At 72.2% G+C, this 18,913-nt stretch carries 19 protein-coding genes; 7 read left to right on the top strand and 12 right to left on the bottom strand.

The window, feature by feature from the left end; all coding sequences use genetic code 11:
- Positions 1 to 5: 5 nt before the first annotated feature.
- The 3 genes from WJM95_RS28145 to WJM95_RS28135 all read right to left on the bottom strand — a co-directional run bounded on the left by WJM95_RS28145 (position 6) and on the right by WJM95_RS28135 (position 2,893).
- Positions 6 to 1,148 (bottom strand): acyl-CoA dehydrogenase family protein, encoded by a 1,143-nt coding sequence (locus tag WJM95_RS28145; RefSeq protein WP_339132710.1) that lies wholly within the window; start codon positions 1,146 to 1,148, stop codon positions 6 to 8.
- 58 nt (positions 1,149 to 1,206) lie between these two features.
- Positions 1,207 to 2,343, bottom strand: a complete 1,137-nt coding sequence (locus tag WJM95_RS28140; RefSeq protein ID WP_339132708.1) for a CaiB/BaiF CoA-transferase family protein — start codon at positions 2,341 to 2,343, stop codon at positions 1,207 to 1,209.
- Between the two features lie 169 nt (positions 2,344 to 2,512).
- Positions 2,513 to 2,893 (bottom strand): MmcQ/YjbR family DNA-binding protein, encoded by a 381-nt coding sequence (locus WJM95_RS28135; RefSeq protein ID WP_339132706.1) that lies wholly within the window; start codon positions 2,891 to 2,893, stop codon positions 2,513 to 2,515.
- A gap of 141 nt (positions 2,894 to 3,034) precedes the next feature.
- Between WJM95_RS28135 and WJM95_RS28130 the strand changes: the two genes are divergently transcribed.
- Entirely contained in the window at positions 3,035 to 4,207 is a 1,173-nt protein-coding gene (locus WJM95_RS28130) for a saccharopine dehydrogenase NADP-binding domain-containing protein (protein WP_339132704.1), read from the top strand.
- A gap of 48 nt (positions 4,208 to 4,255) precedes the next feature.
- Here WJM95_RS28130 and WJM95_RS28125 read toward each other — a convergent pair whose 3' ends face one another.
- Together WJM95_RS28125 and WJM95_RS28120 are read right to left on the bottom strand one after the other, a co-directional pair.
- Positions 4,256 to 4,402 carry a hypothetical protein gene (locus WJM95_RS28125; RefSeq protein ID WP_339132702.1) on the bottom strand — a complete coding sequence of 49 codons (147 nt, stop codon included), beginning with the start codon at positions 4,400 to 4,402 and terminating at the stop codon, positions 4,256 to 4,258.
- A gap of 127 nt (positions 4,403 to 4,529) precedes the next feature.
- Positions 4,530 to 5,219 carry an endonuclease V gene (locus WJM95_RS28120; protein ID WP_339132700.1) on the bottom strand — a complete coding sequence of 230 codons (690 nt, stop codon included), beginning with the start codon at positions 5,217 to 5,219 and terminating at the stop codon, positions 4,530 to 4,532.
- 203 nt (positions 5,220 to 5,422) lie between these two features.
- On the opposite strand from WJM95_RS28120, the gene WJM95_RS28115 reads away from it, so the two are divergent.
- Positions 5,423 to 5,719, top strand: coding sequence for a YciI family protein (locus WJM95_RS28115; RefSeq protein WP_339132698.1), 297 nt, complete (start codon positions 5,423 to 5,425; stop codon positions 5,717 to 5,719).
- A gap of 172 nt (positions 5,720 to 5,891) precedes the next feature.
- On the opposite strand, the gene WJM95_RS28110 is transcribed toward WJM95_RS28115, so the two are convergent.
- Complete coding sequence (locus WJM95_RS28110) at positions 5,892 to 6,998, bottom strand: oxidoreductase (protein WP_339132696.1); 1,107 nt, start codon at positions 6,996 to 6,998, stop codon at positions 5,892 to 5,894.
- Positions 6,999 to 7,295: 297 nt separating this feature from the next.
- Between WJM95_RS28110 and WJM95_RS28105 the strand changes: the two genes are divergently transcribed.
- Positions 7,296 to 7,712 carry an SsgA family sporulation/cell division regulator gene (locus tag WJM95_RS28105; RefSeq protein WP_339132694.1) on the top strand — a complete coding sequence of 139 codons (417 nt, stop codon included), beginning with the start codon at positions 7,296 to 7,298 and terminating at the stop codon, positions 7,710 to 7,712.
- Between the two features lie 16 nt (positions 7,713 to 7,728).
- On the opposite strand, the gene WJM95_RS28100 is transcribed toward WJM95_RS28105, so the two are convergent.
- Together WJM95_RS28100 and WJM95_RS28095 are read right to left on the bottom strand one after the other, a co-directional pair.
- Positions 7,729 to 8,565 carry an isocitrate lyase/phosphoenolpyruvate mutase family protein gene (locus WJM95_RS28100; RefSeq protein ID WP_339132692.1) on the bottom strand — a complete coding sequence of 279 codons (837 nt, stop codon included), beginning with the start codon at positions 8,563 to 8,565 and terminating at the stop codon, positions 7,729 to 7,731.
- A 160-nt stretch (positions 8,566 to 8,725) separates the two neighbouring features.
- Positions 8,726 to 9,412, bottom strand: a complete 687-nt coding sequence (locus WJM95_RS28095; RefSeq protein WP_339132690.1) for a GPP34 family phosphoprotein — start codon at positions 9,410 to 9,412, stop codon at positions 8,726 to 8,728.
- Positions 9,413 to 9,714: 302 nt separating this feature from the next.
- Between WJM95_RS28095 and WJM95_RS28090 the strand changes: the two genes are divergently transcribed.
- From WJM95_RS28090 to WJM95_RS28080, 3 genes are all read left to right on the top strand, one after another.
- Entirely contained in the window at positions 9,715 to 11,349 is a 1,635-nt protein-coding gene (locus WJM95_RS28090; RefSeq protein ID WP_339132688.1) for an ATP-binding cassette domain-containing protein, read from the top strand.
- Positions 11,350 to 11,478: 129 nt separating this feature from the next.
- Positions 11,479 to 12,255 (top strand): dimethylargininase, encoded by a 777-nt coding sequence (gene ddaH, locus WJM95_RS28085; protein WP_339132686.1) that lies wholly within the window; start codon positions 11,479 to 11,481, stop codon positions 12,253 to 12,255.
- A 214-nt stretch (positions 12,256 to 12,469) separates the two neighbouring features.
- Entirely contained in the window at positions 12,470 to 13,447 is a 978-nt protein-coding gene (locus tag WJM95_RS28080) for an acyl-ACP desaturase (RefSeq protein WP_339132684.1), read from the top strand.
- A gap of 141 nt (positions 13,448 to 13,588) precedes the next feature.
- Here the strand turns inward: WJM95_RS28080 and WJM95_RS28075 are convergent, their stop codons facing one another.
- Entirely contained in the window at positions 13,589 to 14,806 is a 1,218-nt protein-coding gene (locus tag WJM95_RS28075; protein ID WP_339132682.1) for an Mbeg1-like protein, read from the bottom strand.
- A 152-nt stretch (positions 14,807 to 14,958) separates the two neighbouring features.
- Complete coding sequence (locus WJM95_RS28070; RefSeq protein WP_339132680.1) at positions 14,959 to 15,204, bottom strand: WhiB family transcriptional regulator; 246 nt, start codon at positions 15,202 to 15,204, stop codon at positions 14,959 to 14,961.
- 269 nt (positions 15,205 to 15,473) lie between these two features.
- Here WJM95_RS28070 and WJM95_RS28065 point away from each other — a divergent pair, with 269 nt between their 5' ends.
- Entirely contained in the window at positions 15,474 to 16,265 is a 792-nt protein-coding gene (locus tag WJM95_RS28065) for a VOC family protein (protein ID WP_339132678.1), read from the top strand.
- A gap of 178 nt (positions 16,266 to 16,443) precedes the next feature.
- Here WJM95_RS28065 and WJM95_RS28060 read toward each other — a convergent pair whose 3' ends face one another.
- Together WJM95_RS28060 and ligD are read right to left on the bottom strand one after the other, a co-directional pair.
- Positions 16,444 to 17,481, bottom strand: coding sequence for a LacI family DNA-binding transcriptional regulator (locus WJM95_RS28060; RefSeq protein WP_339132676.1), 1,038 nt, complete (start codon positions 17,479 to 17,481; stop codon positions 16,444 to 16,446).
- A gap of 147 nt (positions 17,482 to 17,628) precedes the next feature.
- Positions 17,629 to 18,660: a non-homologous end-joining DNA ligase gene (gene ligD / locus WJM95_RS28055; RefSeq protein ID WP_339132674.1), complete on the bottom strand. Its 1,032-nt coding sequence runs from the start codon at positions 18,658 to 18,660 to the stop codon at positions 17,629 to 17,631.
- Positions 18,661 to 18,913 lie beyond the last annotated feature (253 nt).

Here is an 18,913-nt window from a genome sequence, read left to right as displayed (position 1 = left end):
AGGGTTTAGCCGAGCAGGGAGCGGCCGATGATCTCCTTCATGATCTCGGTCGTCCCGCCGTAGATGGTCTGGATGCGTCCGTCGGTGAAGGCCCGTGCGACCCGGTACTCCGTCATATAGCCGTAGCCGCCGTGCAGTTGAAGGCAGCGGTCGGCCACGCGCTTCTGGAGTTCGGTCGCCCACCACTTGGCCATCGAGGCGTGCACCGCGTCGAGTTGGCCGTCCGAGTGGTCGACGATGCAGCGGTCCAGGAAGGTGCGGGTGACGGCGCACTCGGTGGCCATCTCGGCTATCTCGAAGCGGATGTGCTGGAGCTTCGCGAGCGGCCTGCCGAACGCCTCGCGCTCCTTCACGTACTGGGTGGTGATCTCCAGCAGGTACTCGGCACCGGCGATGGCGGCGACGGCGATGCCCATGCGCTCCTGCGCGAGGTTGGTCATCAGGTGCACGAACGCGCCGTTGAGCTCGCCGAGCAGGTTCTCCTTGGGAACGCGCACGTCGTTGAAGAACAACTCGGCGGTGTCCTGCGACTTCTGGCCGATCTTGTCGAGGTTGCGACCTCGCTCGAAGCCTTCCGTGCCCCGCTCGACGACGAGCAGCGACAGACCGCGCGCGCCGCCCTCGGGCGTGGTCCTGGCGACCACGATCACCAGGTCGGCGAGGATGCCGTTGGAGATGAAGGTCTTGGAGCCGTTGAGCAGGAAGTGGTCGCCCTTGTCCTCGGCGTGCGTCGTGATGCCCTGGAGGTCGGAGCCGGCGCCGGGTTCGGTCATGGCGATCGCGGTGATGACCGAGCCGTCGCAGAAGCCGGGCAGCCAGCGCCGCTTCTGCTCCTCGGTGGCGAGGTCCGTCAGATACGGGCCGATGATGTCGTTGTGCAGTCCGAGGGCCAGACCCGCCGCGCCCGCGCGCGTGAACTCCTCGGCCAGTACGGCGCTGTAGCGGAAGTCCCGGTTCCCGCCGCCGCCGTACTCCTCGGGCACGGCGAGTCCGAGGAGTCCCTGCTTCCCGGCGGCACGCCAGGCCTCGCGCGAGACGATGCCGTCCTTCTCCCACTGTTCGTAGTGGGGCAGCACCTCCTTGGCGAGGAAGGTGCGCACGGTCTCGCGGAACGCGTCGTGCTCGGCGGTGAAGATCTGCCGCTTCATGCGGGGATCGCCTTCCTGGAGTGACGGGGGTGAGGACGGAACGGCCGGCGTGCCCGCATCAGCCACCGCCCCCGGTCAGCCCGGGGACGTCCCAGTCGCGGGCCACCTCGGCGGTGTCGGCGCCCGGCAGGGCGGGCCCGCCGCGGACGGAGGTGGGGGTGGCCGAGAAACGCGGCGCGGGGGCGGGCTGGGTGATGCCTCCGTGGTCGACGAAGGTGCCCCGGGCGGCGAGGTGCGGATGCCCGGGCGCCTCGCGCAGGGACAGGACCGGCGCCACACACGCGTCGGTGCCCGCGAAGACGGCGGTCCACTCGTCCCTCGTACGGGTCCTGAAGCGGTCGGCGACCGTGCCGCGCAGTTCCTCCCAGCGGGCCGGGTCCTTGTGGGCGGAGGCGAGTCCGGGGATGCCGAGCAGGTCGACGAACTGGTCGTAGAAGCGCTGCTCCAGGGGTCCGACGGCCATGTACCGGCCGTCGGCGGTCTCGTAGGTCCCGTAGTACGGGCAGCCGCCGTCGAGGAGATTGGCTGCGCGCCGGTCCTGCCAGCCGCCCGCGGCGATCATGCCGTGGATCATCGTCGAGAGGTGCGCCGTGCCGTCGACGATGGCCGCGTCCACGACCTGCCCGGAACCCGTCGCGCGCGCGTGGTGCAGGGCGGCGAGGAGGCCGACGACGAGATAGAGCGAGCCGCCCGCGTAGTCGCCGAGGAGGTTCGCGGGGACGGGCGGCGGCTGGCCCGGGTCACCGATCATGCCGAGGGTGCCGGTGAGCGCGATGTAGGCGATGTCGTGCCCGGCGCGCTGGGCGAGCGGGCCCTGCTGGCCCCATCCGGTCATCCGGCCGTAGACGAGCCCCGGGTTGCGGGCCCGGCAGTCCTCGGGGCCGACGCCGAGCCGCTCGGCCACGCCGGGTCGGTATCCCTCGATCAGGATGTCGGCCCGTTCGGCCAGGTCGAGGACGCGGGACGCCCCGTCCCCGGCCTTGAGGTCGACGATCACGGACCGCTTGTTGCGGTTGACGACGTCGTGGGCCGGGTCGACCCCGATCCCGGGGCCGCCGGGCCGGTCGACCCGGACGACGTCCGCTCCGAGGTCCGCGAGCAGCATCGCGGCGAACGGACCGGGCCCGATGCCCGCCAACTCGACCACGCGCACCCCGGCCAGGGGACCGTGTCCCGGCGTACCTGCCGCTGTCATCCAGCCCCCAGCACTGTGACACCACTGATGTGACATCAGTGATGTTAAGAACGTGTTCCACTCCGGGCAAGCCCCTAACGAGCAAGCGCTTAGTTAAATTCCCGACACCGGGAACAGCCTCGGTCGGCCCGCGGCCGGCTCAGCGACCAGCGCGCGTCCAGCTCCCCGGTCAGCGCCTGTCCAGCTCCGCGATCAGCCGTTTGGGGGCTATGACGCGATAGCTCTCCTCGACCCAGTCGCACAGCAGCTCCGCCGTCGGGGCGCCTTGCTCCTCCAGGGGTATCCGCACCCAGCCGGCCCTGCCCAGGCCGTATCCGGCGGGCTCCGCGCCCGGCGAGGTGAGCGCGTGGGCGTGGGCCGCCTCGTCCGTGAGCTTCACGGTGACGCCCATCGGGTGACTGCCGTCGTCGAGGCCGAGGAAGACGAAGACCTTCTTGTTGACCTTCGCGACGGTCTCGCCCCAGGGGAACTCCTCGGCGGCGCCGGGCAGGCCGAGCGCGCATTCCCGCACCTTCTGCCACTTTTTCAGCGCGTTTTGCGACACGGCCACGGCTGCCTCCGGCCTGTTCGTGCGACCTCGTCGTCCGACTGTTCGTACCTCACGCTAGCCTCAGCCACCGACAACGGCGCTTCGCGCACGACGTGGCGCGGACCGCGCGTTCGAGCGCAGCCCACAGTGGTGGAGGGTGTCATGAGCAGGCTTAACGAGCCGGACCGCGCGTACGACATCGTGCTCTTCGGAGCCACGGGTTTCGTCGGGGAGCTCACCGCGGAGTATCTGGCCGCCCACGCGCCCGAGGGACTGCGGTGGGCGGTCGCCGGGCGGGACGCCGGGAAGCTGGAACGGCTGCGCGAGCGGCTGGGCGGCGCACCCGGGGTACTGCGGGCGGACGTCACGGACCCGCAGTCGGTGCGTGAGCTCGCCCGGCAGGCGCGCGTGGTCGCCTCGACCGTGGGGCCGTACATCACCTACGGCGAGGAACTGGTGGCCGCGTGCGCGGACGCCGGGACCGACTATCTCGACCTGACCGGCGAGCCCGAGTTCGTGGACCTGATGTACGTCCGGCACGACACGCGCGCGCGGGAGACGGGCGCGCGGCTCGTGCACGCCTGCGGCTTCGACTCCGTGCCGCACGACCTGGGCGCCTATTTCACCGTCAAGCAGCTCCCCGAGGACGTGCCGCTGCGCGTGGAGGGCTTCGTGCGCTCCCGGGCGATGTTCTCCGGCGGCACGTTCGCCTCCGCCCTCAACCAGTTCGCGCGCGGGCGGCACATGCTCGCCGCCGCGCGGGAGCGGCGCTATCACGAACCGCGCCTGATGGAGCGGCGGGTGACGGCTCCGCTGGGCGCGCCGCGGTTCGCCAAGGAGGTCGGGGCATGGGCGCTGCCGCTGCCGACGATCGACGCCCAGGTGGTGCAGCGCTCGGCGCGCGCCCTGGCGCGCTACGGTCCTGACTTCCGCTACCGCCACTACGCCGCCGTCGAGAGCCTGCCCGTCGCCCTCGGCGGAGTCGCCGGGGTGAGCGCGCTGTTCGCCGCCGCCCAGCTGCCGCCCGCGCGCCGCTGGCTGTCCGGCCGGATCAGGCCGGGCGACGGGCCGAGCGCCGAACTCCGCGCGAAGAGCTGGTTCTCGGTGCGTTTCGTGGGTGAGGGCGGCGGCCGGCGCGTGTACACCGAGGTCTCGGGCGGCGACCCCGGCTACGGCGAGACCGCGAAGATGCTGGCGGAGTCCGCCCTGTCCCTGGCCCTCGACGACCTGCCGAAGACCGCCGGGCAGGTCACGCCCGTGGTGGCGATGGGCGACGCGCTCCTCGAACGGCTCGTCGCGGCGGGGATCACCTTCCGGGTGGCGGCGGTGCGTTAGGGACCTGGACCGGGGCGGTGCGGCGCGTGCGTGGGGGCCGCTCGGTCCTCACGACGCCCAGACGATCACCGTGTAGATCATCCCGCCCGTCCAGGCGAGGCCGGCCGAGACCGCGAGGAGCAGCGCGGTCGTCACCGCGCGTCCGGCGGACCGGGCGGGTTCGTCGGAGGGATGCGGGGTTCGGTTCGTCGTCATACGGACCAGCCTCGCGGCCGTGGCGCGGCCGTACATCCGTACGGGTACTCAGAAGCCGTACTCAGGCGCGCGAGCCGGGCCGCTGGCCCGGACGGAGCCGGCTTCGCGCGCAGGCGGGCGGGCGGAATCAGGCGGTCGCCTCGCGCAGAGCGGTTCTGCACAGGGAGTCCGCGCGGCGGGTCGACTCCGGCAGGCGGTACTTCGGGGTGAGGGCCAGGGTGTGGGCGCAGGCGTTGTCGAGGTCCACGCGGTGGCCGACGGACACGAACACGGGCTTGATCCCGTCCTGGGTGCGCAGCGCGCGGCCCACTTCCTCGCTGCCCGCGAGCAGCGGTGAGGCGCTGCCGCGCGGGACGCCCGGCTCCTCGTAGGAGAAGGTGAACGGGTTCTTGGCGACCCCGATCGTGGGGAATCCGGTGAGGACGCCGAGGTGACTGGCGAGGCCGAAGCGGCGCGGGTGGGCGCGTCCGTACCCGTCGCAGACGACCAGGCCGGGCGGGCAGGGCAGGTTGTCCAGCGCGGCCAGGACGGTCGGGATCTCGCGGAAGGCGAGCAGTCCGGGGACGTACGGGAAGGAGACCCGGCCGACGGCGGTGGCCTCCGCGACGACCTCGTGGGTCACCGCGTCGAGGACGACGGCCGCCGCGACGACGACGTCCCGCTCGTCGTCGTAGGCGACGTCGACGCCCGTCACCCGGCCGGCACCGGGCGGCGGACCGGGCTCGTCGAGCACCACCCGCTCGCGCAACTCGTCCTGTACGGCGCGGGCTTGTTCCTCGGTGGCGGGCCAGCCCGCGGGAATCCTCACGGTCGTCATGATGGGAACGAGCCTACGGGGCGAGCCTCGCCCGGGACCGGCTGGGGCGGTCCGCCCGGCGAAGTCGTCTCGGGCCCTCGGAGTTCGTGCCGCACCGGCTCCAAGGACCGCCCAACCCGGCCCGGGTGCACGGCTCTTGGTGGAGAGCGGTCACGCAGCGGCCGGGCACGGCAGGTGGGCGGCGCGGGGGTAGGCTCGCGATCATGTTCGTACTGGAGCTGTCCTACACCGCGCCGCTCGAAGCCGTCGACGCCGTCCTGGAGGCCCATGTCGCCTGGCTGGACGAGCAGTACGCGGCCGGGACCTTCCTCGCCTCGGGGCGCAAGAACCCCCGCGAGGGAGGCGTGATCCTGGCCGTCGCGGACGACCGGGCGCGGATCGAGGAGATCGCCGCGGGCGACCCGTTCGTCACCGCGGGCGTGTGCGCGTACCGCGTCACGGAGTTCGTGGCGACGAAGACGGCACCGGGCCTGGAACGCTACCGCGAGACCCTCGACTGAGGAACCCGGGGAACCCGGGAACCCCAGGGACCCGGACCCCGTCGGACCCCGCCGGACCCCGGACCCCGGACCCCGGGGGCCGGGACCCGAGGGACCGGGGGCCGGGGGCCGGGACCCGAGGGGCCGGGGACCCGAGGACCCCGAGTCCCCCGGCCGGGAACCCTCCCGCCCCTCAGCGCTCCAGCCGGGCGATCCTGCCCTTCTCGCCCGATGCCCAGCAGCCCAGGTCCGGGGTGCAGTCCACGGTGTCGTAAGAGCCGGTGTCGAGGGTGCGCCAGGTGCGGCCGCCGTCGGTGGTCAGGTCGGTGCCGGTGGGGCCGACCGCGAGGGCGGCGGTGCGGCTGTGCGGGAGCCAGGTGACTCCGGAGCGGTAGGCGGGCGGGGGCCGGTCCGCTGTGGTCCAGGTACGGCCGCCGTCGGGGGTGACCGCCGCGGCCCGCGGTGAGGCCTGGTCGGCGCGGTAGTCGCCGCCGACCGCGATGCCGTGGACGCGGTCGCGGAAGGCGAGGGCGAAGACACCGCGTGCCGGATCCCCGGCCGGCACGGGCGTGTCGGCGGCGGTCCAGGTCAGCCCGCGGTCAGCGGAGTGCAGCACGCGCGCGCGTGCGCCTCCGCCCGTGGCCAGCCACACGTCACGGGGCCCCGAACCGACCAGACACTGCCCGCTCGCGGCGAAGCCGGCCTCGCCGTCCTCCGCGGCGGGCATCCCCTCGCCCGGCAGCACCTTCCAGGTGCGGCCGCCGTCGCTGGTCGACAGGATGCGGAACCTGCCGTCCACCGGATCGCTCATCGCCAGCCCGTGCCGCCGGTCGAGGAAGGTGAGGCAGTCGTAGAAGGCCCTGGCGTCGGTGTTCCGGAAGGACTCGGTCCAGGTGGTGCCGCCGTCCTCGGTGCGGTAGACACGGGACGCCTCGCCCTCACCGATGGCCAGGACCACGGCCCGCCGTGCGTCGAACGCCTCGATGTCGCGGAACTCCAGGTCCGCCGCCCCGGGCGGCGACACGTTCCGCCAGACCGCGCCGCCGTCGGTGGTGCGCAGCACCGTGCCCTTGGATCCCGCCACCCAGGCGGTGTCCCTGCTGACGGCCGACAGACCGCGGAAGCGGGCGTCCGTGCCGCTGTCCTTGAGCGCCCAGTGCGGGGTCCGTGCGGTGTCGTGCGCGTGCTGCGGCACCGCCGCGGCGGGCGCCGCCACCACCAGCGCCGCGGCGAGTGCGGCCGTCGCCGGTCCCACTCCGATCGTCCGGCTCTTGCGTCTCGTCTTCCCCAAGCCCCTCATGGCGGGCGAAGCTAGTGCACTGCCCCGGCGGCGTCCAGAAGGCCTCCGTCCCCCGATGGCGTCCATATCGCGGTCGCAGGGAACCTCAGGGGCCGCCCGGGTGTCTTCGTCGGTGTCGGGCGAGTGCGGAACGGAAAGGGATCACCACGATCGGAGAAAGTGGATCTCCCGGTGCATGACCTCGGTGACAGAGGTCACTCGGGTCAGAGGTGCACGCGCCGGGTCGTTCTTCCGTCTCTTCAATTGACCGGCTTCATCCGCCCGGAGTTCGTCCAGCCGTCACAAGGGAGCAAGGCGTTGTCCACCGTCATCGAGCAGCCCGTAGAGGCCCGCCTCGTCGCCGCCGCGCCGCGGATGCCGAGCATTCCGGCCACGCTCCACTACGACCGGACCGATCCGTTCGCCGTCCGCATGACCTTCCCCGCCCCCGCCACGCTCGAAGGCGTCGAGGTCTGCTGGACCTTCGCCCGCGAACTGCTCGTGTCGGGGCTGGAGGACGCGGTGGGGCACGGCGACGTGCGGGTGCGGCCGTACGGCTTCGACCGCACCGTGCTTGAATTCCACGCCCCCGAGGGCACCGCCGTGGTCCATGTGCGCTCGGGAGAGGTGCGGAACTTCCTCCAGCAGACCACCGACCTGGTGCCGGTCGGTCTCGAGCACCTCCAGGTGGACCTGGACCACGATCTGGCGGAGCTCATGCGGGGCACCCGCTGAAGCGGCTCCGGCCGGGTCAGCCGGCGCGCCCCATCAGGGCGTTGAGACCGGCGTAGTCGAACCCGCCCGTCAGGTTTTCGTAGGTCCCCGTGCCCAGCAGCTCCCGCGCGGCACGCCGGACCAGGCCGTGCGCGGCCGCCGCCATGCTCGAACCCGCGCTGATCCGGGCCACGCCGAGCGCGGCCAGCTCGGCCACGGACGGTGCTCCGGGGCCCACCAGGATGTTCAGGGGTCCGTCGATGCCCTCGACGAGCGCCTTCACGGTCGCCGGATCGGTGGTTCCGGGCACGAACACTCCGTCGGCGCCCGCGGCCAGAAACGCGGCGGCCCTCTCCAGGGTCTCCCCCAGCCCGCCCGCGCCCCGCAGGAACGTGTCGACGCGGGCGTTGACGAACAGCGGCACCTCCGCCGCGTCCGCGGCCGCGCGGGCCACGGCGACGCGCTCCGCCTGCTCCGCCACCGGGCGCAGCGGCCCGGCCCCCTCCCCGTAGAGGGCGTCCTCGATGTTGACGCCCACCGCGCCCGCCGCGAGCACCGCGCGGACGGTGTCCCCCACGCCCTCGGCCTCGGACGCGTACCCGCTCTCGATGTCCGCGCTCACCGGCACCCGGACCACGGCGGTGATCCGCGCGACGGCCGCGAGCGCATCGTCCCTGTCCAGCCGGTCCCCGTCCGCGGCGCCCAGGGCCCAGGCGAGGCCCGCGCTCGTCGTCGCCAGCGCGGCGGCGCCCTCCTCCTCGACGATCCGCGCGCTCACCGCGTCCCAGGCGTTGGCCAGGACGAGGGGACGGCCCGGTACGTGCAGGTCACGGAAGGCGAGGGCGGAGGCGCGGAGCTGCTCGGTGTCGGTCATGCGGCCAAGCCAAGCACGGCCGGCGCGCGACCCGCTGGCAGGAAACCGACATGGACGTGCGGCATGCGGGCGAGGGACATGCCTGCCGGACGTACGTGCCGGCCGCCCCCGTTCACCGTGGCGGGAGCCGGCTCACCGCGGGGCCGCCGCGCGCCCGGTCTCAGCTCGCCGTGGTCGTCGCCGCGCTCGTGGAGGCTGCCGTGGTGGCCGCCACGACCACCGCCGTACGGACGTCCTGGATGACCTTGCGCAGGGCGGGAGCCGCCGCGCCACCACGTTCGGCGAGTGCTTCGATCCGGACCCGGTGGAGCCTGCGTTCCCTGGCCGACGCGAAGGTGCGGAGCTCGGCGGCGGTGGCCAGCGCGACGAGGGCCGCGTCGCGGTCGTCGACCTCGGCGACGGGCACGGGCCCCTCCAGCACCTCCCGTGCCCGGGCGCGCAGGGCCTCGACCGCGGGCACCCGGTCCAGCTCGTACTCGACGGACGGGAAGAGCCCGAGGACCCGCTTCCGCTCCGCCCGCAGATATCCCTCGGCGACGAGCTGGGCGCGTACGGCGTCCAGGGTGTACCGGGCGCGGCAGGTGACCCACGGCTTCCACCCGCGGGGCCGGGACTCCGACACGAGCTCCAGGAGGCCGTCGAGCACGACGTCACCCGTCCGCGAGTCGGCGTCGACGGGGGTGACGATTCCCTCGTCGTCGACGAGCAGCCCGCGCTGGGCGAGCTCGGTGAGGGCGCCGGCGCGCACCAGGTGATGGAGGTGGGTGGACCCGGTGATCCTCCCCTTCGTGGTGTCCCACGCCAGGAGGTGGAGCCGGGCGGGCAACGAGAGCGGGCCGTTCGGCACGGGGTCTCCTCGGTTCGTCGGTGGGCGCGTTAATCCTTTGACAGCCCTCGGGACCGTCCTTACGGTGTGAAGCGGTTCTGTTGCCGTCGAATGGAGAAGGACGTTGCTCGTCTGAGGTCTGAGACACCGCGTCACACCCGGCTGGTCCTGTCGGACCCCGTGTGTGCGCAGCGTGCGACCTCGGCGTTCGAGCCGTCCTTGGTACGGAGCCTTCCTCCCGCTCTCCTCCGAACCGGATCGTCGTCGCCTCGCGGTGTCCCCTACGCGTACCCCCGACCGCATCCAGCATTCGCGAGGCCCTCATGTCAGCGCATCCCACGTCCGTCGCCTGTACCTCCCTGTCCTTCGCCTGGCCCGACGGCACGGAGGTCTTCGACGACCTCCAGGTCGCCTTCGGGCCCGGTATCACCGGGCTCGTCGGCGTCAACGGATCAGGGAAATCAACCCTGTTGAAACTAATCGCCGGAGAACTCACCCCGGCCGACGGCACCGTCCGGGTCGCGGGCGACGTCGGCCATCTGCCGCAGAACGTCACCCTCGACACCGCGCTGCGGGTCGACGAGGCTCTCGGCATCCGCGCGGTCCGCGCCGCCCTGCACGCGATCGAGGCGGGCGACGCGTCCGAGGAGCACTTCGACGTCGTCGGGGACGACTGGGACGTCGAGGAGCGGGCCCGCGCGACCCTCGGCGAACTCGGCCTCGGGCACATCGACCTGGACCGCACGATCGGCGAGGTGTCCGGGGGCGAGTCCGTGCTGCTGCGGCTGGCCGCGCTCCTGCTGCGCCGCCCCGATGTCCTGCTGCTCGACGAACCCACCAACAACCTCGACCTGTACGCGCGGCAACGGCTGTACGCGGCCGTGGAGTCCTGGTCCGGGGTCATGGTCGTGGTCAGTCACGACCGTGAACTCCTCGACCTGGCCGACCAGATCGCCGATCTGCACTCAGGCGAGGTCGGCTGGTACGGCGGGAACTTCTCCGCGTACGAGGAGGCGCTCGCCGCCGAACAGGAGGCGGCGGAGCGCATGGTGCGCGTCGCCGAGTCCGATCTGAAGAAGCAGAAGCGTGAACTGGTCGACGCCCAGGTCAAGTTGGCCCGGCGCAAGCGGTACGGGCAGAGGATGAACGACCAGAAGCGCGAGCCGAAGATCGTCATGGGGGCGCGCAGGCGCTCGGCCCAGGAGTCCGCGGGCAAGCACCGGCTCCTGCACGAGGGCAGACTCAGCGAGGCCAAGGAGCGTCTCGACGAGGCGGTGGAGGCCGTACGGGACGACGATCTGATCCGGGTCGACCTGCCGTACACGGCCGTGCCCCCGGGACGCACCGTCCTGACCCTCGACCGGCTGGAGCTCCAGCACGGCGCGCGGGTGAACGGGGTGTTCGATCTCCGCGGGCCCGAACGGGTCGCGCTCATCGGGCGCAACGGAGCCGGCAAGACGACGCTCCTGCGCACGATCGCCGGGGAGCTGGATCCGGTGTCGGGCGAGGCGCGGGCCCATGTGCCCCTGCGCTTCCTGCCCCAGCGGCTCGACGTCCTGGACGACGCGCTGAGCGTGGCCGAGAACGTGGCCCGGTACGCGCCGGCCGCCACCGGCAACCGGGTCCGGGCCCGTCTCGCCCGCTTCCTGTTCAAGGGGGCGAAGGCCGACCAGCTCGCGGAGACGCTCTCCGGCGGCGAGCGCTTCCGCGCGGCGCTCGCGGCCCTGATGCTGGCCGAGCCCGCCCCGCAGCTCCTCATGCTCGACGAACCGACGAACAACCTGGACATGGCGAGCGTCCGGCAGCTCATCACCGCCCTGGAGTCGTACGAGGGGACGCTGATCGTCGCCAGCCACGACATGCCGTTCCTGGAGTCGATCGGCATCACGCGACGGCTGCTGCTGGAAGGAGGAGAACTGAAAGAAATCGCTCCGGAAACTGTCGGGTATTCCTCATAGTGCGGGGCGCCCGGGCGGCCTAGCGTCGGGGGTGGGCGGTGCCCCGGCGTCGGGCCGGGGGCTTTCGCGCGCGTGCACCGCGCCGCATGATGGTGCGCCGAGACCCCCGGCGGATTCGGAGACCCTCCCGTGCCCAGTCAGAAAGCGCTCGTACGCCGGCCCGGCCCCCGCCTCGCGGAGGGGCTGGTCACCCACGTGGAACGCACGGTGGTGGACGTGGATCTCGCGGCCGAGCAGTGGGAGGCGTACACCGAGGCGCTGCGCACGCACGGCTGGGAGACCGTGGAGGTGGACCCGGCCGACGACTGCCCGGACTCGGTGTTCGTCGAGGACGCCGTCGTCGTCTTCCGCAACGTCGCCCTCATCACCCGTCCCGGCGCCGAGACCCGCCGCGCCGAGACCCCGGGGGTCGAGGAGGCGGTCGCGCGCCTCGGCTGCTCGGTGAACTGGATCTGGGATCCGGGCACCCTCGACGGGGGTGACGTCCTGAAGGTCGGCGACACGATCTACGTCGGCCGCAGCGGCCGGACGAACGCGGCCGGCGTCCAGCAGCTGCGAGCGGTCTTCGAACCGCTCGGGGCGCGGGTCGTCGCGGTCCCCGTCAGCAAGGTGCTGCACCTGAAGTCGGCGGTCACCGCGCTGCCCGACGGAACGGTGATCGGACACGAGCCCCTCGTGGACACTCCGTCGCTCTTCCCGCGCTTCCTGGCGGTGCCGGAGGAGTCCGGGGCGCACGTGGTGCTCCTGGGCGGCGGCAAGGTGCTGATGGCGGCGTCCGCCCCGAAGACCGCGGAGCTGCTCGCCGACCTCGGCCACGAGCCCGTCGTGGTGGACATCGGCGAGTTCGAGAAGCTCGAAGGCTGCGTGACGTGTCTGTCGGTGAGGCTCCGGGAGCTGTACGCCTGAACGAGTGAGCGAGTCATCCGTACGGCCCCGGGCGTCCGACGCCCCGGGTCGCTGCGGCGCGGACCGGGAAGTGCGGGCACCGTCGCCCGCATCACCGCTGATCAGAGACCTTTACGGGCTTCTTAACCTACGGAGACGTAACCTACGGAGACGTAGCCTACGATGCCATAGGTTAGCTTTACCGCTCGTTGTCCCGTCCCTCCCTGGAGCACCTGTGACGATCACTTCTCCCGAACTCGGCAGCCCGTCGGCCGCCTGGACCGACGCCCGCCTGCTGTACGCGCTGGAGGAAGTCGTCGAGACGGAGCTCAATCGCCACCTGAAGGTCGCCAAGGACTGGATGCCGCACGAGTACGTGCCGTTCAGCGACGCCCGCAATTTCCCCGGGATCTTCGAGGACGGCGAGGCCTGGGAGAAGGAGCAGTCCAAGGTCACCGAGATCGGCCGGATCGCCCTCGTGGTCAACCTGCTCACCGAGGACAACCTCCCGAGCTACCACCACGAGATCGCGTCCCTCTTCGGCCGTGACGGCGCCTGGGGCACCTGGGTGCACCGCTGGACGGCGGAGGAGGGCCGGCACGGCATCGTGATGCGTGACTACCTTCTCGCCTCGCGCGCGGTGGACCCGGACAAGCTCGAAGCCTTCCGGATGCAGCACATGAGCGAGGGCTTCGAGTCGGACAACCGCCACTCGATGCTGCACTCGGTCGCGTACGTCGCCTTCCAGGAGCTGGCGACCCGCATCTCGCACCGCAACACCGGTCACCAGTCGGGCGACCCGGTCTGCGACCGCATGCTGGCGCGCATCGCGACCGACGAGAACCTGCACATGGTCTTCTACCGCAACCTCCTGAAGGCCGCGTTCGAGCTCGCCCCCGACCTGACCATGCAGGCCGTGCGTGACGTCGTCGTCAACTTCCGCATGCCCGGTCACGGCATGCCCGGCTTCGAGCGCATGGCGGCGCAGATGGCCATCGGCGAGGTCTACAACATGCGCATCCACCACGACGACGTGCTCCAGCCGGTGCTGCGTCACCTCAAGGTCCTGGAGATCGACGGCCTCGGCCCCGAGGGCATCAAGGCCCAGGAGGAGCTCGGCTTCTTCATGGGCGGCCTCGACGCCGAAGCCTCGAAGTTCGACGAGAAGCTCGCCGCCCGCAAGGCCCGGATGGCGGCCCGCGCCGGCGCGTGACGCAGCCCGCCCGGGCGCGGTGCGTGACCCGCCCCCGCGTGGGCGCGGCGCGACACGAACGGGCGCGGGCGCCCCGGCAGGGTTCAGGTCCTGCCGGGGCGCCCGCGCATGCGTGGCCTTGTTCGGCCTTGTGGGCCCGGTCTAGTCGGGCAGCCGGTCCAGGACCCACTCCCCGATCTCCGGCGTCATGATCGCGTGCGGATCGTTGTCCGCCGAGAGCAGGAAGTCGTCGAGATCCGACTCGTCCGGGCGCAGCTCGTCGATGTTGACGTACAGGTTCTCCTGCCGGTCCAGGTCGCGGACGGCGACCGCGCTGACCGAGGGGACGAAGCACACGGCCCGGTGGACCATGTCGACGTTCTCGCCGAACGCCTTGAGCGTGTCCCCGACGATGCCGAAGGACTCGAGCGTCCCGCCGGGCGCGCCGTCCAGTTCGGGGAAGCCGCTCGTGGTGATCGTGTGCGGCCCGCCGAGGACGCCGTTGAGCACGGCCACCTCCGCGGCCTCGCCCTTGGTCTGGGCGAGGAAGTACGTGCCGTCGAAGAGCGGCCCGGCGCAGGTCAGGGCCTTGGCCCCGGCCCGCACCCCGTTGCCCACGCCGTCACCGCGCCCGCTGGACACCCCGATCAGACGCGGGATGCGCGGCCAGCCGCCCACCCGCTCCAGCTGCTCCTTGAACTCCTTGCGCAGCGGGCTCTCCTTCGGCGTGCCGTCGAGAGCGTCCAGATGGCGCCAGAGCATCTGCTGCGAGGCCGGGCTGCCGATCTGCCGCAGGTAGGTGTCGTCGCCCGCGTCGGCGAGGTAGTGGGCGAGCGCCTGGAGTCCGATCGGCACCCACGCTCCCCGGTGCGGGCTGTCGAACGACGCGTAGACCGCGACGCGGTGGTCCATGCGCTGCGTCTCCATCTTGGCCAGCGCGTAGCGGGCGACGATGCCGCCCATGCTGAACCCGCCGACGAGCAGCCGGGCGTCACCGAGCTGCTCCGCGATGGTCCGCATGATCGCGGCGGTCATCGTCTCGGCGTTGCGCAGGATGGACTCGCTGCGCTCGTCGAACCCGACGAGGACCAGCGTGCGTCCCCGCCGCCGCAGTTCGCTGATGAACGGGAACCTGCCGTTCTCCAGCCCGTCCCACAGCCAGTCGAAGTCGGACGGCCCCAGGTTGAACCCGTCGGCCAGGATCACCGGGCGGACCACACCCCGCTGACCCTGCCCGTAGTACACCCTCGCGCTGCCGCCCGGCAGCGCCCATTCCTCGTCCGCCCGGGGAGCCTCTCCGGGCACGGGCCCGCCCATCGGAGTGACGAGCCCGATCGCCCCTGCGGCCTTCTTCGCTCTGGTGGCCTTGCTGTCGGCCATGACGTCCCTTTCGGTGTCGGTGACAACGATCAGAGGACGTCATACGCAGATTCGGCATGGTCCAAGCGCATATGCCAAGCAGCTCACTCCGATGCACCACGCGACCCGCGGCCGACTGCCGGGGTCCGTCGCTGTCCGGGGCGCGTCGCGGGTCACTCCAGGGCGCGCCGCAGGCCGAGCCGTTCCTTCTCGGAGAGTCCGCCCCACACACCGAAGCGCTCGTCGTTGCTCAGCGCGTAGTCGAGGCAGGCGGGCCGCATCGGGCACATCCCGCAGATGCGCTTCGCGTCACGGACCGAGCTGCCCGGCTCGGGAAAGAAGAAGTCCGCCCCCGTCTGCGCGCACAACGCCTGCTCCTGCCAGGCGAGGTCGGACGGAGCGATGGTTTGCGAGTACATGCCCATGAGCGTGCCCCGCCGCGAAAAACGTTCGCTCAACGCGGGATCAACGCCGGGCGCCCAGGCCGCCGGCCGCCTCGATGATGGCGCGCCGGACCGTGCCGGGCACGGCGGCGCGCGGAAGGAATCGGCGACGATGGGAATCGTGACGGACACCCAGAGTGACGGTGGCGGTCGGCCCGGCGCTTCGCGCGCATCGACGGCGATTGTCAGTGGGCGGTGGAAGAGTGGGAACCAAAGGCAACGGGACCCCTCAAAGGAGGGCAATCATGCTCACCACGCGATTCGTCAACGGCTCCCCGAACTGGCTGGATGTCGGCACGTCCGACATCGAGGGTGCCATCGCCTTCTACGGAGGCCTCTTCGGCTGGCGGTTCCAGTCGGCGGGGCCCGACGCCGGCGGCTACGGCTTCTTCCAGGTCGACGGCAGGACCGTGGCCGGGGGCATGCAGATCACCGCCGAGCAGGGCCCCCCGTCCTGGCACGTCTACTTCCAGGCCGAGGACGCCGAAGCCACCGCCAAGGCCGTCGAGCAGGCCAAGGGCACGGTGCTCATGCCGCCCATGGACGTGATGGGCGAGGGACACATGGCCATGCTCGCCGACAAGGCGGGCGTGACGTTCGGCATCTGGCAGCCGGGCCGGACCAAGGGCCTGGGCACGGCGGGCGAACCGAACTCCCTGTGCTGGGTCGAACTCGTCACCCCGGACGTCGCGGCGGCCGCCGCGTTCTACAACTCGGTCTTCGGATGGGAGACTTCGGCAGCCCAGTTCCCCGGCGGGACCTACACCTGCATCAACCCCGCGGGGACCGAGGAGGAGAGCATGTTCGGCGGCCTGGTGCCGCTGGCCGACGACCCGGTCGAGGCGCGGACGGGGGCGTACTGGCTGCCGTACATCGAGGTCCCCGACACCGACGCGGTGGTCGCCAAGGCCCAGGAACTCGGCGGCACGGTCCGTATGCCCGCCACCGACATGGAGGGCGTCGGCCGCATGGCCAGGATCGCGGATCCGTACGGCGCGCACCTCGCGGTGATCAAGAGCGTGCCCCGGCAGGGCTGACGCCCCGGTCTGCGGACCTCGGCGTCACGACGACGGTCCCGGGGCGTGTCCGCGCGATGTCATGTCCGCGCGATGTCACCCGACCGGCGACGGTCCCGGGTCACGTCGGCGCGATGTCACCCGGCCGACGACGCCCGGCGCGCCGCGCGGGCGGCCGACTGGACGTCGCCGACCCGCCCTACGCCGAGGCCCGGCGTACGACCGTCGTCGGCAGGACCACTCCGGAGGACTCGGACGCCGGGCCCGCCTCCCCGGCCCGGCCCTCCAGCCCGCCGATCAGCAGACGGGTCATCAACCGGCCCATCTCCTCGATGTCCTGACGGACCGTTGTCAGCGGGGGGTCGGTCTGTTCGGCGATCGGCAGCATGTCGTCGAAGCCGATCACGGCGACGTCCTCGGGCACCCTTCGTCCCTGCTCACGCAGGACGCGCAGCACGCCGAGGGCCGACAGGTCGTTCGCCACGAACACCGCGTCCACGTCGGGGCGGCGCTCCAGCAGCTCGCGCATCGCGCGTTCGCCGCCGGCGGGGGTGAAGTCGCCCGTCGCGACGAGCGCCGGGTCACCGTCGGTCATGACGTCCCGGTAGCCGTCGAGCCGGTCGACCGCGGACGTCTGGTCGAGGGCGCCGGTGATGTGGGCGATGTTCTTCCGGCCGAGGCCGAGGAGATGGCGGACGGCCTGACGGGCTCCGCCACGGTTGTCGCAGTCGACGTAGACCGCCTCGCGGACCCCGTCGCCCCAGCCGGGCCTTCCGCCGAACACGGTCGGCACCCCCGCGCCGTGGATGAGTCCGGGCAGCGGGTCGTCGAGGTGCAGCGAGAAGACGAGCGCGCCGTCGACGTGACCGCCGGCGAGGTAGCGGGCGACGCGGGCGTGGTCGTCACGGCCCTCGGTGAGCAGCAGGACCAACTGCGAGTCGTTGGCGGCCAGTTCCTTGCTGATGCCGCGGAGCTGGAGCGCGAAGAAGGGGTCGGCGAAGACCCTGGTCTCCGGCTCGGCGATGACGACGGCGACGGCGTCGTGGCGCCGGGTGACGAGGCTGCGGGCGGCCTGGTTCGGAACGTATCCGAGTTCCTCGACGGCCCGGCGCACCCGCTCGACGAGCGGCTCACGGACTCCGTCCCCACCGTTCACGACCCTCGACACGGTGGCCCGGGAGACCCCGGCCCGCGCGGCCACGGCCTCCAGCGTGGGGCGCGACACTGTCTCGGTCACCTCAGGGCACCTCCTCGGCGGATGCCGATCAGGATAGCCGCGCGGCGGCCCGCGCCGGGGACGGGCTTCCCGATCACCGAGAACGGCTGGAACCGATCTCTCCGAGGGCTCTTCGGCGGGGTCCGCGCCTCGGACCGGCCGAGGGGATCAGTCGCCCGAGGGCTTGGCTTCCTCGTGCTTCGCCCGGCTCGGCTGCACCCGCTTGGGCTCGCCCGGCATCTTCGGGTACTCGGGCGGATACGGGAGGTCGCCGAGGCCGTGGTCGTGCTCGTCGCGGCTGGCGAGTTCCAGCAGGGCCTCCAGTGAGAAGGCGTGGTCGTCCATGTCGGCGTGCACGTCGCCGAGTTCGGCGAAGCGCTTCGGCATGGTCGCCAGGTCGAAGTCCCGGGGTCTGGCGTCCTGCACCTCGTCCCAGCGCAGCGGTGCGGAGACCGGGGCGTGCGGGCGGGGCCGTACGGAGTAGGCGGAGGCGATGGTGCGGTCCCGGGCGGTCTGGTTGTAGTCCACGAAGATCTTCTCGCCCCTCTCCTCCTTCCACCACGCCGTGGTGACCTGGTCCGGCATACGGCGTTCGAGCTCGCGCCCGACGGCGATGGCGGCCCGGCGCACCTGGGTGAAGGTCCAGCGCGGCTGGATCGGCACGAAGACGTGCAGCCCGCGGCCCCCCGAGGTCTTGGGCCAGCCCCGCAGACCGCCGTACTCGTGCAGGACCTCGCGCAGTTCGTGGGCGGCGCGCACCGCGTCGGCGTAGTCCGTGCCGGGCTGCGGGTCGAGGTCGATGCGCAGTTCGTCGGGGCTGTCGACGTCGTCGCGGCGGACCGGCCAGGGATGGAAGGTGAGGGTGCCGAACTGCGCCGCCCACAGCACGGCGGCGGGCTCGGTGGGGCACATCTCGTCGGCGCTGCGGCCGCTGGGGAAGGTGATGTGCGCGGTCGGGATCCAGTCGGGCATGTTCTTGGGCGCCCGCTTCTGGAAGAAGGACTCGCCGGTCACTCCGTCCGGGTAGCGCTCCAGCGTGGTGGGGCGGTTGCGCAGGGCGCGCAGGATGCCCTCGCCGACGGCGAGGTAGTACTGGGCCAGATCCAGCTTGGTGAAGCCGCGCTCCGGAAAGAAGATCTTGTCCGGACTGGACAGACGAACGCTCCGCCCGGCCGCTTCGAGTTCCACCGCATCGCCCATGCGAGCCACGGTAGGCGCAGCTCGCGGGCCCCGCACACCGGGCGGACGGCGCCCCGCCGAACGCCCTACCTCGGCTGAGCGACGCCCTCACCGAACTCAGCGGGTGGCACGCCTACCTCGACAGCGGAACCCCCGCGGTCATGCGGACCCACCGGGCCGGAGCGCGATCCGCCCCGCCCCGCACCCGCCGGCCGGCTCCCTCCTGGGGTGCCGAGGGCGGACGGGCAGCCGTCACCGGCCCGTCCCGTGTACA

Source organism: Streptomyces sp. f51 (genome assembly GCF_037940415.1).
Classification (GTDB): Bacteria; Actinomycetota; Actinomycetes; order Streptomycetales; family Streptomycetaceae; genus Streptomyces.
The sequence above is the reverse complement of the archived record's forward strand: the minus strand, read 5'-3'. Positions and strand labels throughout refer to the sequence as shown.

What these genes read in the sequence shown, in the direction of transcription:
- WJM95_RS28115 (WP_339132698.1), top strand. Translation starts at nt 5,423, where the DNA reads ATGTTCGTACTGGAGCTGTCCTACACCGCGCCGCTCGAAGCCGTCGAC.
- WJM95_RS28065 (WP_339132678.1), top strand. Translation starts at nt 15,474, where the DNA reads ATGCTCACCACGCGATTCGTCAACGGCTCCCCGAACTGGCTGGATGTC.
- WJM95_RS28090 (WP_339132688.1), top strand. Translation starts at nt 9,715, where the DNA reads ATGTCAGCGCATCCCACGTCCGTCGCCTGTACCTCCCTGTCCTTCGCC.
- WJM95_RS28130 (WP_339132704.1), top strand. Translation starts at nt 3,035, where the DNA reads ATGAGCAGGCTTAACGAGCCGGACCGCGCGTACGACATCGTGCTCTTC.
- WJM95_RS28110 (WP_339132696.1), bottom strand. Translation starts at nt 6,998, where the DNA reads ATGAGGGGCTTGGGGAAGACGAGACGCAAGAGCCGGACGATCGGAGTG.
- WJM95_RS28125 (WP_339132702.1), bottom strand. Translation starts at nt 4,402, where the DNA reads ATGACGACGAACCGAACCCCGCATCCCTCCGACGAACCCGCCCGGTCC.
- WJM95_RS28075 (WP_339132682.1), bottom strand. Translation starts at nt 14,806, where the DNA reads ATGGCCGACAGCAAGGCCACCAGAGCGAAGAAGGCCGCAGGGGCGATC.
- WJM95_RS28100 (WP_339132692.1), bottom strand. Translation starts at nt 8,565, where the DNA reads ATGACCGACACCGAGCAGCTCCGCGCCTCCGCCCTCGCCTTCCGTGAC.
- WJM95_RS28070 (WP_339132680.1), bottom strand. Translation starts at nt 15,204, where the DNA reads ATGTACTCGCAAACCATCGCTCCGTCCGACCTCGCCTGGCAGGAGCAG.
- WJM95_RS28120 (WP_339132700.1), bottom strand. Translation starts at nt 5,219, where the DNA reads ATGACGACCGTGAGGATTCCCGCGGGCTGGCCCGCCACCGAGGAACAA.
- WJM95_RS28140 (WP_339132708.1), bottom strand. Translation starts at nt 2,343, where the DNA reads ATGACAGCGGCAGGTACGCCGGGACACGGTCCCCTGGCCGGGGTGCGC.
- WJM95_RS28145 (WP_339132710.1), bottom strand. Translation starts at nt 1,148, where the DNA reads ATGAAGCGGCAGATCTTCACCGCCGAGCACGACGCGTTCCGCGAGACC.
- ligD (WP_339132674.1), bottom strand. Translation starts at nt 18,660, where the DNA reads ATGGGCGATGCGGTGGAACTCGAAGCGGCCGGGCGGAGCGTTCGTCTG.